Origin of the sequence: Pseudoalteromonas sp. DL-6 (genome assembly GCF_004328665.1) — a bacterium.
Lineage (GTDB): Bacteria > Pseudomonadota > Gammaproteobacteria > Enterobacterales > Alteromonadaceae > Pseudoalteromonas.
The window spans coordinates 2,134,050-2,149,507 of the sequence record NZ_CP019770.1; the positions used below are offsets into that span (position 1 = coordinate 2,134,050).

Here is a 15,458-nt window from a genome sequence, read left to right on the forward strand (position 1 = left end):
AGCCAAACAGTATTTGTCCTTGTTGATTTTTCTTGTTAGGTATACATTTACGCAGACACATATATTTCTGACTTACCTTGTGAACCATCAGGATTTGTCCATAAAACTGTAGCATTAAATCCCAAAGGAGTGTCATCACAAATTGCGGCTATAAAAGAAACATCGCTTCCAGAACCGAGAACAGATATAGGAAGCTTTTCTTCCACTTCACTACTTATGAGTGGGCTAGAATAATTTGAAGGAATATTTAACTCAAAGGAAACATTTTTAGCATTTTGTTGGCTATTATTTGATAAGAAAAACTTATAGTTGTTACTCGAAACCTTTCTTAAGTCTAAACGAACAGATGCTTGTAACTTTTGAGCCTCTTCTTTTTCAAATGACTCTAATTGCTTTTGGGATAATGTAGCTTGTGCTTTTTGCAACTCGACTGTACTTTGTGAGATTTTCTTTTCACTTTCAATTAGTTGAAACTGTTTTTCTGCTAGTTTAGATTGTGATTTTTGCAGCTCAATAGATTCCCTTTGTAGCTTTCTCTGATCTACCTTAGTGAGCACACTAACAAAAACGGCTAATAGCGCAACAACAATTGCCCAGTCTATTGAAGCGAAAAAGTCATTTAATTCCACCAAACTCTCCTTGTATGCATAACAGCTTATTGAACACCATTTTGGTGGTTTATAACACACCAAAACGGCGTGTATTACATACCCTGATAATTTCACCAATAATTACCTTTGTAAACAAGTAATTAAAATAGCTAGGAATTAAGCTTGTTATCTTGCACCAAAGCGGCGGTTAATAATGTTATCGGACAAAGTTTATTCATACTCAAAAAGGTAGGAATAAATTTAACTTTTTTAGTGTCCGGCGATCGCTCATTAAGGACTGTTAGATAAAATCAAAACACTCTTTTCAAACTGAGATGTGGGCTACTACAAATTTGTTATTAAATTTTTATGCAAGAGAAGTTGGTAAAAAACAACCAACAGATAAGCTGTTAAAGTTTATTGGCATATAGCATCCGATTTATTTCAGGCATTAAAATACCCACATCCATGTGAGTATTGAAATTACTAAAATATAATAGGTGGTTTTTAAAAGGTAGTTTTGATTTTCGTTTTATATAACGCTGCCTAAATAATGTTTTCTTTATCTAAATTAACTTAATTAGAAAAAATATTGTCGAGATCTTCGTCAATATAAACACCCGTCAATCCATTATCTTCTACAGCAGATTTAAACTTATCGGTACAATACAAACGAGAACCACCTGTAAATTTACTCTTAAAAACAGGCTTATCTTTTACATCATCATTTATGAAAGCAATCTTGATATAATCTAAAGGATAACCATCTAAATATTCGCGTTCACATTTTGCTTCATCTTCTAGTCCAAATGTACGCAAGTTAAAGATTACAATAGGTTCACCATCAGCTTTTGTTTCAATAAACTCACCTAAAGGCGCTAATAAATCTTTTAAAGCTTCATAAGCATTCATCCGAAGAGCGATAAACCCATCCATGATACATATATCGTAGTTATCTTTTAGATAACCAGGTAAAAAAGACAACTCATAACCTTCCGGCCAATACTCTAATAAAGAGTCATTATTCATATGGATATCAAGTAGAAACATGCAAGCATCTTGATTAGATGGCAACATTGGTTGTATTTTTTCAGCGAATGAAAGTATGTCCCACTCAACCATGTCGTAAGAATTAGTAACAGGCTTTAACGAGAACAACTTCATGATTTACCATCCCAATTAGCATTTTTACGCATCATTACGCTGGCAGGCATCATATGGTTTGTAATTTTTATTTTCACGCCAGGTAATGCATTTATGAAATCGAGCTTATTTACTTTGGTTCTTAAACTAGTAGACACCCAAACTTCATAATTATGGCGATGCAGCCTTCTGTGAGAAACAGTGTCAGGCGTAGCCCAATCATCTGACTTATTTTTTTCAAAGTTTCTTAGCCATACCCCATTCGTTGGATCATTAATACCAATACCAAACGAATGTATTCTTAAACGCGCAGCATATGTAAGGCGTTGTCTATAACGTCCCTTACCACAAACAATATGATGTGCTTCATGATATGAAGTCGGTTTTGGCTCGCCTGCCGCTCGTAAAAACTTAGCAAGTTTTTCCGTAGGATGATGTTCTTCTTCTGCTAGCTCCTTAACAGAACTCCCTTCACTTTCTGCGCGGTAAGACTCTAAGCTTTGCTGCGCGATAAGCAAGTGCTCTAAACGCTTGCGTTCTTTTTGTAAGTGGTTGTAATCTCTTTGTAGCTTTTCCTTAGATGCAGCAGATTTACGGCGCTTATCGTCGTAGTGTTTTTTGGCTAATAATTCATAATTATAAATAGCCATTTCTAAAGGGCTGGGGTTACTTGGTCGATCTGGCATTGAGTAGCGCTGTAGTTGAATCATCCTTAAATCCTTAAAATTTCCTTTTATTAGCGCGTAAAATAGCAAACAGACTATTGAGGTGCAATTATAAACGTTACACACCTAATAATTGCGATCATTTTATTGCTTACAATGAATTACATAGCGGTCAAATTTCCTCTTCATACAACACAATTTTTGACTGACTGGTTATCTGTGTGTTGCATCGAGTGGTTGAACTCACAGGCCATAGCCGAACTTCGCAAATTTTTAGAATTAAGTTATGGTTAGATAACATCAGCTTTTATATTTTGGGAGTTTAATATGGCTGAAACAATAAAAACCAGCAACACCACTGATAAATCGGTGAATTTCGATTGCGACAATGTAAAAGCTGCATTAGATGGTCGGCTGTCCGTAGATGACCTTAGCGCCGCTGAACAAGCTGTATTTATGGATAATTTCGATGAATCTATAAACTCTAATTTAGAACTGGGTTTTTCTAAGCATTTTGAAAAACTGAGCAGTAACGAAAAACTTTATGGCTTAGATGATAAGGATAAAATTATCTGTGATAACAAAAAATAGCTCAAGCCTAAATAAACACAAATAGCTCATACCTTAATCGAATTCAAATAAAAAGAGCTCAGCGTTTGCTGGGCTCTTTTTATTTAGCCTCTGCCTTTTCGGCAGTTAAAAGTCACAATTTTTGGTTGTTTACTTCCTAGCCTAATTTCAGCTACCTACTCGGAAGTTCACTATAAAAAATAGTTTAAATTTCTATAAATACCAAACTGTTAAACGAATTCAAATCATTTACTCTTATTTTCAATTAATCTGCTAACTCATTGAGAATCAAAAGAGTGTTTTAAAATTATTAAAAAAGGATATTTAAAGAAGGAACCGTACCTAGAAATGTTTGATTTGTAGCAAAGCCATAATTATTGAATTGATTTTCTATGGCAGTCGGTTAGTTTTGCTTAATAAGCAAATTGAATGAAAAAGATTTATTCTGATACAAGATTTGAGTAAAAATCACTTAAAATATATAGATTGAAATTAAAGGATTATGAACACCCAAATGAGGAATTTGGGTGGCAGTCTTACCAGCCACATCTCGGCACACACGTCACAAACTGTGGCTGCTCCCTTCCGGGCCTGACCAGGTTCGCCTGCTAGTGTTGCGAGAGGACCAATAAGACTACCATTGAGGGCCTTGGTTGGCGCGATTGAGATTATCTCTACTTTTGCTCTGTTATTCAAGGGATAATCAAAAAAGAAAGTGCGATTGCATACTTCATATACAATCGCAGTCTATTTAGGTGTTAAAGCGATTATTAATTGCTCTCTAACTCAGCTTTAATGTTACGTAGTGCCGCTTTTACTTTTTTCATGTTCTCTGGGCCCATGCGTAAAAGTTGCTTTTGCGCCGCGGGTAATTGTTCCCATTCAGAAAACGCATACTGATAAGTCACTGAGTCACGTAATAGAGGTAAACTGCCTTTTGGCTCAGGAGTATCAAGTAACAGGTCAATGGCATCTTCAAGTGTTTGAGTAAACTCATCATCACTATAGCCAATTTCAGTGTATGCGCTGTTGATCAGCGGTTTATATTCTTCATATAAACGCACAGCTTGTGCTGCACTCATACTTGTTAATATTTTTACATACGGGGTATAGCGTTCATAACTATTAGGGTCAATTGTTAAAATATCGCCTTCGTTTACGCTAAAACCCTCTTCTAATTTTGCAACTGGAGTATGCTTAGTAGCCACTTTGCCTTTTGCTAAATTATCGACAAACACTACGCCACGACGAATAACATCATCATTTAACACTAAGCTCATCGCTACATCACCCAAGTATTCATCTAATTTTGCAATGACTACAGGGTCGCTGTCGTTTAACGTTGGTAAAGGCACAATCTCGGCTTCGGGCTCAACCTCTGGACGCTGAGCTGGAACGGCTAATTCGGCAGGTTTTTCAGGTTTAACAGAAGGCGCACCTACCACAGGGTCGTTTTCAGGCTTTAGCTCCATAATAGGTTGCTCTTTTACCGGTTCTTCAACCTGCATTACTGTTTTTGGAGATTCACTTGGTTTTAATAAAACAAACGCAACGGCAATAATGATGATTAGTAAAATAACCCCTGCAAAAATAAGGTTGTTATTCGGCGGACGTTTTTGAACATCTGATTCTGATGGTTTATCTGACATACGAACTCCATAAATATAAAAATGCGATGCTGTTTAGAGTACTCTAAACAGATTAAATTCATTAACTCCACTAATTATTTATTAATGTAGCTAATGTATCCTTTGATTCTTCTAGCTTAAAGACTTACAGTGCATAAATAAAGTAAAGACAGTGAACAGTTTAAATACGTAACATGAAAATTAAGCAAGTCGATCCTAGTAAACCTAAAATTGCCTTATTACTTACAGGTGGTGGTGCCCGAGCGGCTTATCAAGTCGGCGTATTAAAAGCATTAGCGCAAAGTATGCCAAGAACCGCTCCGCTGCCCTTTAGAGTGATAAATGGAACCTCTGCCGGCGCAATTAATTCTACGGCGTTAGCATGTTACGCTTCATGTATGCATTTAGCAGTTAGAAAACTAGAAACAGTATGGAAAAACTTTTCCACCTCTATGGTATACAAAAGTGACTTCTTTAGTGTGTTTGGTCATATTACTCGTAATATTTTAACTAGTTTTCAGTCTGAGCATATAAACCATCCACCGGCGAGCTTATTAAATAATCGGCCACTTAGAAAGCTATTAAACGATATTCTTGATTTACATCGAATTGAACGTAACTTACATCGTGACTACTTAGAGGCGCTGTCGATTACAGCATCTAGTTATACTACTGGTGATTCGGTTGCTTTTTTTCAGTCAAATACGCAGCATTCTTGGCAACGAGCCAAACGCGAAGGTCGTGCTACGCGTATCAATGTTGAACACCTAATGGCCTCAAGTGCTATTCCTATGGTGTTTCCTAGTGTGAATATTTATAACCATTACTTTGGCGATGGCTCAATACATCAGCTGTCACCTTTAAGCCCCTCTATTCACTTAGGGGCCAATAAAATATTTATTATTGGTGTTGAACAACCTAAAGAACCTCATCCTCCGGGTTACTCTGCGCATTTCCCAGGTCTTTCGGCAGTAGCAGGTCACTTACTCGACAGTGTATTTACCGATACCATGCAGTCTGATTTAGAACGCTTAGACAGAATAAATCGTACGCTAGGACTATTACCCAATAGGGACAAACATCAAGAGTTAAAACAAATAGACAGCTTTATCATTAACCCTTCGCAAAACTTTAATGCTATTGCAGCGCAGTACTATGATGATATGCCTTGGGCAATTAAAGTGTTACTGCGTATGATCGGGGTAAAAAAGCGTTCTCAGTCAAGTTTAACCAGTTACTTATTGTTTGAAAAACGCTACACCCAACACTTAATTCAGATTGGTTATGACGACGCAATGGCTCAACTGCCTGAGATAAGAAAGTTTTTAGAGCTAGACTAGGGGCTGTTAATCTTTAAAGGTTAACAGGCTCTAACTCACTCAATGCCATCGAGTAAGTAGTGTTCAACATGCTCTACTCGCCTAGGTTTGCCTTGTAGCACTAAAATATCGTTTGCGTATAATATGGTATGATCTTGTGGCATATCCATTTCCTCCCCCTCACGACGCAATGCCTTAATTAGCACTTTTCTTTTACCTAAATTAAGCTCGCTAATAGCCTTATTTACCGCAAATGCTTTATCCGGCAAAGCAATAACATGTAAATACTCTAAGCGTTCGGGCAAGTTGGTATCGCTTTCGATATTTTCGCCTGCAAAAAAGCTTTGCAATAACTTATAGCGGTTGCGCCTCTCGCTACTAACTCGGCGAATTATTCGACTCATTGGCACACCTGACATAGATAATACATGTGAGACCAGCATTAAACTTGCTTCGAGCGCTTCAGGCACAACCTCAGTGACGCCTAAATCTTTTAAGCGCTCTAACTGGCTGTCGTCGCGGGTTCTTATGAGTATTTTTACCTTAGGAGCAACCTGCTTTATGGCATCAATCACTATTTGAGTTTGTTGAAATTCCGTAAAAGTAATAATCACTAAGCGTGCCCGCTCTACCCCAGCACACTTTAAAATATCTTTTTGTTCGACGTGACCAAACAATAAAGGCTCACCCGCCGCTTTTCCTTCCTGTACTAAAATGGGATCGCTTTCAATGGCCACATAATCAATAGCCTCTGGCGATAAAAAGCGAGCAATGGTTTGCCCTACCCGAGAAAACCCACATATGACTACATGGTTATGATAAAGCGGACTGCTTTGCGGCTCGTCTTCATAGGTAAACTTAGCGCGCTCTAACATTCCCAGTCGCTTTAAAATAAAGGGAGTCTTATCGATTAAATACGGGGTGAGTGCCATAGAAATTACGCCCATGGCAATTAAAAATGAGACTTGCTCCACATTTAGTAAGTCATGCTGTGCTGCGAGTGCTATTAACACAAAACCAAACTCACCCATTTGCCACAACATAATAGCGCACGCTAACGCGTCTTGTTTTCGCTCACCCATAAACAAAGAGGAGGCGGTGACTACGGCAATTTTTAAAATTAAAATACCGACTAAGGCTGCAATAATGATTCCTGTATTATCAAATACAAAGCTTATATCTAGCTGCATACCTACGGTGACAAAAAATAGCCCCATTAAAATATCACGAAACGGGCGAATATCCGCTTCTAACTGATGGCGATAATGGCTCTCCCCAAGCATCATACCCGCTAAAAAAGCCCCTAATGCCATTGATAAGCCAAATGAATAAGTCAGTAAACCCGCAAACAAAGCAACTAATAAGGTAGTTAAAACAAATAGCTCATCACTTTTTGCTAATGCCACTTCATTAAAGACTTTAGGTAAAACCCATTTGCCAATTGCCCATAGCAACACGCAGACAAACGCACCTTTAGTTAGTGCAAATAACAGAGCCCAGCCAATACCATTTGAGTTATTGCTGGCAAATAACGGTAAAATAATCAGTAATGGTACAACAGCAATGTCTTGAAATAATAAAACGCCAATTGCCAATTGCCCTCGGCGTTTATTTAAATCACCGCTCTCTTTTAATAATTTAGCAACCACCGCAGTAGAGGAGAGCATAATAATAATGCCAATGGTAAAACTGGTTAATAAATTAAAATTTAATAAATGCAGAATCACAATCAGCAAAATACTACTAACAAATACTTGTAGCGACCCCAAACCAAATACAATGTTACGCATTGCCATTAAGCGCGATACAGAAAACTCCAAACCTAAACTAAACAGCAAAAATACAATACCTAGCTCTGCAATAAAGTCCATTTCATGGCTTTGTGTCATCCAGCCAACACCATGACTACCCGCGAATAAACCCACAGCCAAGTAAGCCAGCACAGGGGGAAGCCCTATGCGCTTAAATAGCCATACAAATAAAACCGCAGCGACTAAAAGTCCAAAAATCTGAGCATTAATACTTTGCAACGCAAACCTTATAACAATCTATGGGGTGTGACTTAACTATAGCAACCGCATAAGTTTCAGCCAGAATTAAAATGTGGCACGCGATCTGCTTAATTTATAAAAGTAATACTATAGGGGGAAGAAATAGTGGAAAACGTTCATATTTTGACACAACGTATCTCTGGGCGCGGTGAATTTTTGCCGTTCTCAGCAGAGCAATACAATAGCAATACACCAACAGCTCTGCATGAGCTGTCAGCTAAACTACAAACTAGCTTAGTACTGGAAGATATTTTAGGCACATTTGCAAACTTTGCAAAACAACTGCTTAATTTTTCTGGAGTACACTTTCAAACTGCGCATATTGATGTGAAAACACCCAATAGTAATGTTGAAAACCCAGCCTACTCATTTGATCTAAAGGTAGAAAATGAACATTTAGGCACTCTCACTTATTACACCAAATACCCGCTTAGTGCGGCTATTGAAAAAAAACTACAACAGTTTCACAGTGTATTAATTTATCCACTGCGTAATGCAATAATGTACAACCGTGTATTAAAGCTGGCAACTAAAGACTCATTAACCGGCTTAAACAACCGTAGTCAATTTAATGACATGTTGCTACAAAAGCTTGAAAATCATAGACGTAACGGCCATCAATTTAGTTTAATGCTACTTGATTTAGACAACTTCAAACAAGTTAATGACAACTATGGTCATAAAATTGGCGATGACGTTTTAAAAGAGTTTGCAGCTGTACTATCTAGCAGTATAAGAGGCACTGATTCTGTGTTTCGTTTTGGTGGCGATGAGTTTTCAATACTAATTGAAGACCCTGCTTTTACTACCAATAAAGTGGTGGCTGAGCGTATTATGCGTTTGGTAAGAAACTCTCCGATTATGTCTAAATACGATGTCACTGCCAGTATTGGCTTTACACTGACTAACAACGGCGACTGCCATAACGAGATATTTTCTCGTGCAGACAAAGGCTTATATAAAGCAAAAGCTTCTGGGCGAAATTGCGCAAAAGCTTATTAAGCAATAAAAACATAACGTTTCAAAAGCCTAGCCTCCCCCGCTGGGCTTTTTTACGCTACTTTTTTAATATAAAGTATTTGTAAATTAGCAACATGGCGCAAAAGCCAAAAAAGAAACCACTGAGTAAATTAAGTAATGCGGCAATTGTCGCAAGCGGTGTAAAAAGCACTAATAGTAAGGGCATACTCACCCCTAGAATGAAAAATACGCCCCCCTTACCTAACCAATAGGCAAGTAAAATAGCGGCACATACCATACCACCCAATACAGCGTAGCCGAGGGTAACAATATTAAGGGTTAAAAATACATTTGCTAATGCTGCAATTAAAAAGGTAATTAGCATGCCAATAGGCGCTTTATTAACAAGTGACAGCCCAACATGAGGTTGTTGACTCATGATTTATACTCCCAAATAACTCCATTCTCATCTTTATGGTTATCACTAACAAAATAACCCACCACTTGAACTAGCTCATCATTGTAAAAAATTAATGGAATATGAGCACGCAGCCAAGGGGCTACTTTTGCATCTTTAAACCAATGTTTAAGGCTATTACTGCCTGGTTTTTTGAGTGGTTTAATACGCGCACTATTACAGTTAAAACGAACACTGACTTGTTCATCAGGTTTAGGGGCGCGTATACCTATTCCCTGCAGGCATTGTAGTATTTGTCCGTCATTCAGCACTAGTTCGCGACTTGTTACGCGTTCAATATTTACGGCTAAAGGCGTCGGCTGCACAAAATAAAGTAAACCTTGATGACGACGTATTTGCCCATCGCTTAGCTCAATTTTTATTTGTGCATCAGCTTGTGCATGAATGGCTTGGCTCATTATTTGTGTTAATTGCTTTTGTGAGGGCATAGTGTGGCTAAATAATGCCAGCCACGCACGTAATACATTAGCAATCCGGCCAGCGCTATAATCAGACAGCTTATGTAATTCAAGCGCTTGATGTTGATTAATACACTGAGCGAGATCTTGCTGAGTATACTCATCCAGTAGTGCTTGCTGCTGCTGTAAAAGCTCAATACTTCGTGCTGTACACTGTTCAAACCCAGTAAAACGTTCTGCCAACTTTGGCACTATCTGTTGACGCAAAAAATTACGCTCAAAGCGTTCATCCGAGTTTGATTCATCGGTAATATGACTAATATTAAATTGTTGGGCAAATGCTTCTATTTCACTGCGCTTTATTGCCAGTAATGGCCTAAAACACTCACGACCACTCTCAAGCACTCTGATTGGCTGCATAGCACCCAGCCCTTTTAAGCCTGAACCACGTTTTAATCGCAGTAAAAAAGTCTCTATTTGATCGTTTAGATGCTGACCTAGCAAAATGACACTACCACTGGGGCTGTATTCATCAAGCGCTTGATAACGCACTTTGCGGGCTTGTGCTTCAATACTGGTTCGCGATTGTTGCTTTACCGTGACTTGCGCCGCTTTAAAGTTAATTGCTAGCTGCTGACAACGTGCATGACAAAATTGCTGCCAATGAAATGCGTTTTCACTTAAACCATGATTTACATAAATTGCGCTTAAATTTAATTGCGGGTACTGCTGTTTTAACCCATGCATTATGTGTAACAACACCACCGAATCTACGCCACCAGATAAGGCCACAGTAAATGTGAATTGCCCGTTTTCTATATACTGATTAAGGGCTTGTTGTACCTGCAAATAAATTTGTGATGTGTGCATTAATATAACCAATGAGTAAATTACTAATAGCCCTGATAATAAAGGCTCTACGTTAAGGCATTTTAAAACAAAAAAAGCCGCATAGGCGGCTTTTTCTCTATTTAACCTGAACTTTGGTTAAGAGATTTACTAACATATTGAATCATAGTAATAATTAGATTTATTCTCTCTAGCCAGAGATTTACAGTGAAAACAAGGCGAATTTTCGCGTCAATAGCTGGCCTATTGCAAGTAAATTCAACGCAGTTAGCGCTGAAAATAGCTGCTTGAGATAGATTTATTATCCAGAGTTCAGGTTATTTAGCTATGTTTAACTATGTTTAGCAATAACCAAACGACATTAAACGCTTGTAACGTTGGTCCAGCATCTCTTCAAGCGATAACGCTTGTAAGTCTGCTAAATCGCGCTTAAGGCGAACTTTTAAATTACGTGCCATGGCATCGTAATTACGGTGTGCACCGCCTAACGGCTCATCAACTAGGTTATTAATTAAATCTAGCTCTTTAACACGCTCGGCTGTTACACCCATTGCTTCTGCTGCAAGTGGCGCTTTATCAGCACTTTTCCATAAAATAGAGGCACAGCCTTCTGGTGAAATAACCGAGTAAGTGCTGTATTGCAGCATGTTTACTCTGTCGCCGACACCAATCGCTAATGCACCACCTGAACCACCTTCACCAATAACAGTACAAATTGTTGGTACTTTAAGTGCAGCCATTACTTTTAGGTTACGTGCAATTGCTTCAGACTGACCACGCTCTTCAGCGCCAACACCTGGGTATGCACCTGGGGTGTCGATAAAGGTCATGATTGGCATTTTAAAACGCTCAGCCATTTCCATTAAGCGCAATGCTTTACGGTAACCTTCTGGTTTTGGCATGCCAAAATTACGCTTAATTTTTTCAGCAGTACCACGGCCTTTTTGCTGACCGATCACCATAACTGGCTCACCATCTAAACGGGCCACGCCGCCTAAAATTGCAGGGTCATTAGCAAACGTACGATCACCCGCAAACTCGTCAAATTCCGTGAAAATACGCTCGATGTAATCTCGAGTATAAGGACGCAACGGATGACGTGCTAGCTGTGATACTTGCCAAGCGCCAAGTTCAGAGAAGATTTTCTCCTTCATTTGTGCGCTCTTTTCTTTAAGTTTGCTGACTTCCTCTTCTAATCCAAGGTCTAATTCGCCAGCGCGGCTTACATTTTGTAATTCTTCAATTTTTGCTTCTAATTCTGCAATTGGAAGCTCAAAATCAAGATAATTGAGGCTCATGCTCTAAACTACCTAATTAGTTAAATTCTAGTTCTACATTTTGCGCTGCCATCAGCGATAACTTATGAATTAAGTCGTCACTTGGCGTAACACACCATTCGATCCCTAGGGTTAATTGCACCAACGCATCGGGGCGTTGATAATATACCTTGATCGGACACGTTCCCATTTTGTATGGTTCGAGTACTTTTTGTAATTTATCGAAGAAACCAGCCTCGATCTGCACCATATTCAGCGTCATCTTAATCGCTTTTATACGCTTTTCACGCGCCTGAGCAATGGTGTTTATTTCTCTGGCGGTCATTGTAATACCACCAGAGAAGTTATCAAAGCTGACCTGTCCGGATATCACCAAAATATTATTGATTTGCAACATATCTTGGTACATTTCAAACTGTTCTGGAAACAAGCGTACATCAATTCGGGCGCTTTTGTCATCTAAAGTTATCAAGCCCCAGCGATTTCCCTTTTTATTAATTAAGGTTCTCGCTGCAATCACCAAACCCGCACCCGTTGAGACCACATCGCGATTAGTCGGTTGTAAATCAATGAGTCGACCTGAGGTGTAATGCCCAAGCTCTCGGCGATACTGGTTTATAGGATGACCTGTTAAATAAAGGCCTAAGGTATCTTTTTCGCCATCAAGCCACTGATTATCTGTAAGCGGTGTGGCTTTAATAAATGCTTGTTCTACTTCGTCAGGCTCTGTGGCCAGCAACCCAAACAAATCACTTTGCCCTAATAGCTCAGCTTTGTTGTGCTGATCGGCTGCGCGCATTGCATCTTTTAAACTTGCCAGCAGCGTTGCTCGCCCTGGTTGGTTTTTTTCTGGTCCTAGCTGATCTAATGCACCTGCATAAATTAATTTTTCGGTGACACGTTTATTCAAGCGCTTTAAATCAACACGCGCACAAAAATCAAATAAATCCTTAAATGGGCCGCCTTTCGCTCGCGCCTCTAATATGGCATCAACCGGCGCTTCACCCACGCCTTTAATTGCTCCTATACCGTAAACAACTTCACCTTGAAGATTAACAGTAAACTTGTATTCACCCGCGTTTACATCGGGCGGTAACAAAGTGAGTTTCATGTTTTCACACTCATCCACCAGCGTTACTATTTTGTCGGTGTTATCCATATCGGCCGACATTACCGCAGCCATAAACTCGGCCGGATAATGGGTTTTCATCCACAGCGTTTGATACGATACCAATGCATAAGCTGCTGAGTGAGATTTGTTAAAACCATAACCCGCAAACTTTTCAACTAAGTCGAATATTTTTATCGCAAGCTCGCCATCAATGCCATTATTACGCGCACCCTCTTCAAAGGTTGAGCGCTGTTTTGCCATTTCTTCGGGCTTTTTCTTACCCATGGCACGACGTAACATATCGGCGCCGCCCAGTGTATAACCGGCCAGCACCTGCGCTATTTGCATAACTTGTTCTTGATACAAAATAATGCCGTAAGTCGGCTCAAGAATAGGCTTTAAACTTTCGTGTTGATACTGCGCATCGGGATATGAGATTTCTTCTCTGCCGAGCTTTCGGTCGATGAAGTTATCTACCATGCCTGATTGCAGTGGACCCGGACGGAATAAAGCAACTAGGGCTATCATATCTTCGAAGCAATCGGGCTTTAATCGGCGAACTAGGTCTTTCATGCCGCGTGATTCTAGCTGGAATACGGCGGTGGTTTCAGCGCGCAGCAGTAGTTCTATACTTTTTTTATCATCCAGTGGAATAGTGTTGATATCAACCGGCTGTTTGCCTTCACGCTTTAAGCGTTCATTGGTCATATCCACTGCCCACTGCAAGATGGTCAGCGTACGTAAGCCTAAAAAGTCAAACTTAACCAAACCGGCGGTTTCTACATCGTTTTTATCAAACTGAGTAACCGGAAACTTGCCTTCATCATCACAATAAAGCGCAGCAAAGTCGGTAATCGTGGTCGGCGATATTACAACGCCCCCAGCGTGTTTACCGGCATTACGGGTACAACCCTCAAGAATACGACACATGTCGATTAAGTCTTTAACTTCTTCATCGCCGTCGTAGGCTTCTTGCAAACGGGGTTCAACTTCAAACGCTTTAGCCAAGGTCATTCCCGGATCGCCCGGAATAAGCTTAGAAATACGATCAACAAATCCATACGGATGACCAAGTACACGGCCTACATCGCGTATAACCGCTTTAGCCGCCATAGTACCAAAGGTAATAATTTGCGATACCGCATCACGGCCATATAAAGCCGATACATGATCAATTACTTCATCACGTCTATCCATACAAAAATCGACGTCAAAGTCGGGCATAGAAACACGTTCTGGATTCAAGAAGCGCTCGAATAGTAAATCGAACTCTAGTGGATCAAGGTCGGTAATCTTAAGCGCATAAGCTACTAAAGAGCCCGCACCTGAACCACGCCCTGGACCTACAGGAATATTGTTATCTTTACTCCATTGAATAAATTCCATTACGATCAAGAAGTAACCTGGGAATCCCATTTGGTTAATTACATCGAGCTCAATTTTTAAACGCTCATCGTATTCGCCTCGTTTTTCTTGGCGTTCTTGTTCATCAGGGAATAAAAACTGCAGTCGTTCTTCAAGGCCATCTTGTGAGACTTTAACCAAAAACTCATCAATTTTTAGTGAGCCTGTGGGGTAATCTGGTAGGAAATACTCACCTAATTGCACGGTTACATTACAGCGTTTTGCAATTTCTACGGTGTTTTGTAACGCCTCTGGAATATCACTAAATAGCTCTGCCATTTGTTCTGGCGTTTTTAGGTATTGCTCTTGTGAAAAACGTTTAGGACGGCGTTTATCATCCAATGTGTAACCATCGAATATAGCCACCCGAATTTCATGGGCTTCAAAGTTTTCTGGCTTTAAAAAGACCACTTCATTGGTAGCCACCACCGGTAATTGTTCATTAGTTGCAAGCTCCACCGCCATGTGCAAATAATTTTCTTCTTGAGCCCGGTTGGTGCGCATAAGCTCAATATAATAATGATCGCTAAAGTGCTGTTTATAAAAGCTAACCACCGACTCAACAATAGCGGGGTTGCCTTTTATTAATGCTTTTCCTAAATCGCCATCTTTAGCACCCGAGAGTATGATAAGCCCCTCTTTTAAATCAACTAACCATTCACGGTCAATCACTGGGCGATGAAACACATGACCACGTTGGTAAGCTTTAGAAATCAATAAAGTAATATTTTTATAGCCAGTGTTATCTTTAGCTAATAACGTTATTCGGCTTGGCTCATCAGGAAACTCAGGACTACGTACCCAAAAATCAGCACCAACAAGTGGCTTGATACCTGCATTATGCGCTGCGCCATAAAAACGCACTAAACCACAAAAGTTCATTTGATCGGTAATTGCCAGCGCTGGCATTTCAAGCTCTTGTGCTTTAGCGACTATTGGTTTGGTTTTTGCCAAACCATCAACCATCGAAAAGTCTGAGTGCACTCGTAAGTGAACAAATTCAGGAGCTGCCATG

12 protein-coding genes and 1 other RNA gene are annotated in these 15,458 nt (G+C 39.6%); 3 read left to right on the plus strand and 10 right to left on the minus strand.

What is annotated here, in order from left to right:
- Nucleotides 1-47 precede the first annotated feature (47 nt).
- The 3 genes from B1F84_RS09940 to B1F84_RS09950 all read right to left on the minus strand — a co-directional run bounded on the left by B1F84_RS09940 (nucleotide 48) and on the right by B1F84_RS09950 (nucleotide 2,443).
- Entirely contained in the window at nucleotides 48-629 is a 582-nt protein-coding gene (locus tag B1F84_RS09940) for a hypothetical protein (RefSeq protein WP_131691323.1), read from the minus strand.
- A 537-nt stretch (nucleotides 630-1,166) separates the two neighbouring features.
- Complete coding sequence (locus B1F84_RS09945; RefSeq protein WP_131691324.1) at nucleotides 1,167-1,754, minus strand: hypothetical protein; 588 nt, start codon at nucleotides 1,752-1,754, stop codon at nucleotides 1,167-1,169.
- Entirely contained in the window at nucleotides 1,751-2,443 is a 693-nt protein-coding gene (locus B1F84_RS09950) for an AHH domain-containing protein (RefSeq protein WP_131691325.1), read from the minus strand. Before B1F84_RS09950 ends, B1F84_RS09945 begins: the two co-directional genes overlap by 4 nt.
- 282 nt (nucleotides 2,444-2,725) lie before the next feature.
- Here B1F84_RS09950 and B1F84_RS09955 point away from each other — a divergent pair, with 282 nt between their 5' ends.
- Nucleotides 2,726-2,989, plus strand: coding sequence for a hypothetical protein (locus B1F84_RS09955; RefSeq protein WP_131691326.1), 264 nt, complete (start codon nucleotides 2,726-2,728; stop codon nucleotides 2,987-2,989).
- A gap of 513 nt (nucleotides 2,990-3,502) precedes the next feature.
- On the opposite strand, the gene ffs is transcribed toward B1F84_RS09955, so the two are convergent.
- Nucleotides 3,503-3,599: signal recognition particle sRNA small type (gene ffs / locus B1F84_RS09965), an RNA gene on the minus strand.
- A gap of 139 nt (nucleotides 3,600-3,738) precedes the next feature.
- Nucleotides 3,739-4,617 (minus strand): DUF3014 domain-containing protein, encoded by an 879-nt coding sequence (locus B1F84_RS09970; protein ID WP_131691327.1) that lies wholly within the window; start codon nucleotides 4,615-4,617, stop codon nucleotides 3,739-3,741.
- Between the two features lie 173 nt (nucleotides 4,618-4,790).
- On the opposite strand from B1F84_RS09970, the gene B1F84_RS09975 reads away from it, so the two are divergent.
- Nucleotides 4,791-5,936 carry a patatin-like phospholipase family protein gene (locus B1F84_RS09975; protein WP_131691328.1) on the plus strand — a complete coding sequence of 382 codons (1,146 nt, stop codon included), beginning with the start codon at nucleotides 4,791-4,793 and terminating at the stop codon, nucleotides 5,934-5,936.
- Nucleotides 5,937-5,971: 35 nt separating this feature from the next.
- Here B1F84_RS09975 and B1F84_RS09980 read toward each other — a convergent pair whose 3' ends face one another.
- Nucleotides 5,972-7,945: a monovalent cation:proton antiporter-2 (CPA2) family protein gene (locus B1F84_RS09980; RefSeq protein WP_131691329.1), complete on the minus strand. Its 1,974-nt coding sequence runs from the start codon at nucleotides 7,943-7,945 to the stop codon at nucleotides 5,972-5,974.
- 126 nt (nucleotides 7,946-8,071) lie between these two features.
- Here B1F84_RS09980 and B1F84_RS09985 point away from each other — a divergent pair, with 126 nt between their 5' ends.
- Nucleotides 8,072-8,968, plus strand: coding sequence for a GGDEF domain-containing protein (locus B1F84_RS09985; protein ID WP_131691330.1), 897 nt, complete (start codon nucleotides 8,072-8,074; stop codon nucleotides 8,966-8,968).
- 55 nt (nucleotides 8,969-9,023) lie between these two features.
- Here B1F84_RS09985 and B1F84_RS09990 read toward each other — a convergent pair whose 3' ends face one another.
- The 4 genes from B1F84_RS09990 to dnaE all read right to left on the minus strand — a co-directional run bounded on the left by B1F84_RS09990 (nucleotide 9,024) and on the right by dnaE (nucleotide 15,457).
- The gene (locus B1F84_RS09990; protein ID WP_076919229.1) at nucleotides 9,024-9,365 is read right to left on the minus strand and encodes a hypothetical protein; all 342 of its coding nucleotides are present in this window, start codon (nucleotides 9,363-9,365) and stop codon (nucleotides 9,024-9,026) included.
- On the minus strand, nucleotides 9,362-10,672 hold the full coding sequence (tilS, locus tag B1F84_RS09995) for a tRNA lysidine(34) synthetase TilS (RefSeq protein ID WP_131691331.1): 1,311 nt from the start codon (nucleotides 10,670-10,672) through the stop codon (nucleotides 9,362-9,364). The genes B1F84_RS09990 and tilS overlap by 4 nt, the downstream gene beginning before the upstream one ends.
- A gap of 320 nt (nucleotides 10,673-10,992) precedes the next feature.
- Nucleotides 10,993-11,949 carry an acetyl-CoA carboxylase carboxyl transferase subunit alpha gene (accA, locus tag B1F84_RS10000; protein WP_008110950.1) on the minus strand — a complete coding sequence of 319 codons (957 nt, stop codon included), beginning with the start codon at nucleotides 11,947-11,949 and terminating at the stop codon, nucleotides 10,993-10,995.
- A gap of 16 nt (nucleotides 11,950-11,965) precedes the next feature.
- Nucleotides 11,966-15,457, minus strand: coding sequence for a DNA polymerase III subunit alpha (gene dnaE / locus B1F84_RS10005; RefSeq protein WP_131691332.1), 3,492 nt, complete (start codon nucleotides 15,455-15,457; stop codon nucleotides 11,966-11,968).
- Between the last annotated feature and the right edge of the window lies 1 nt (nucleotide 15,458).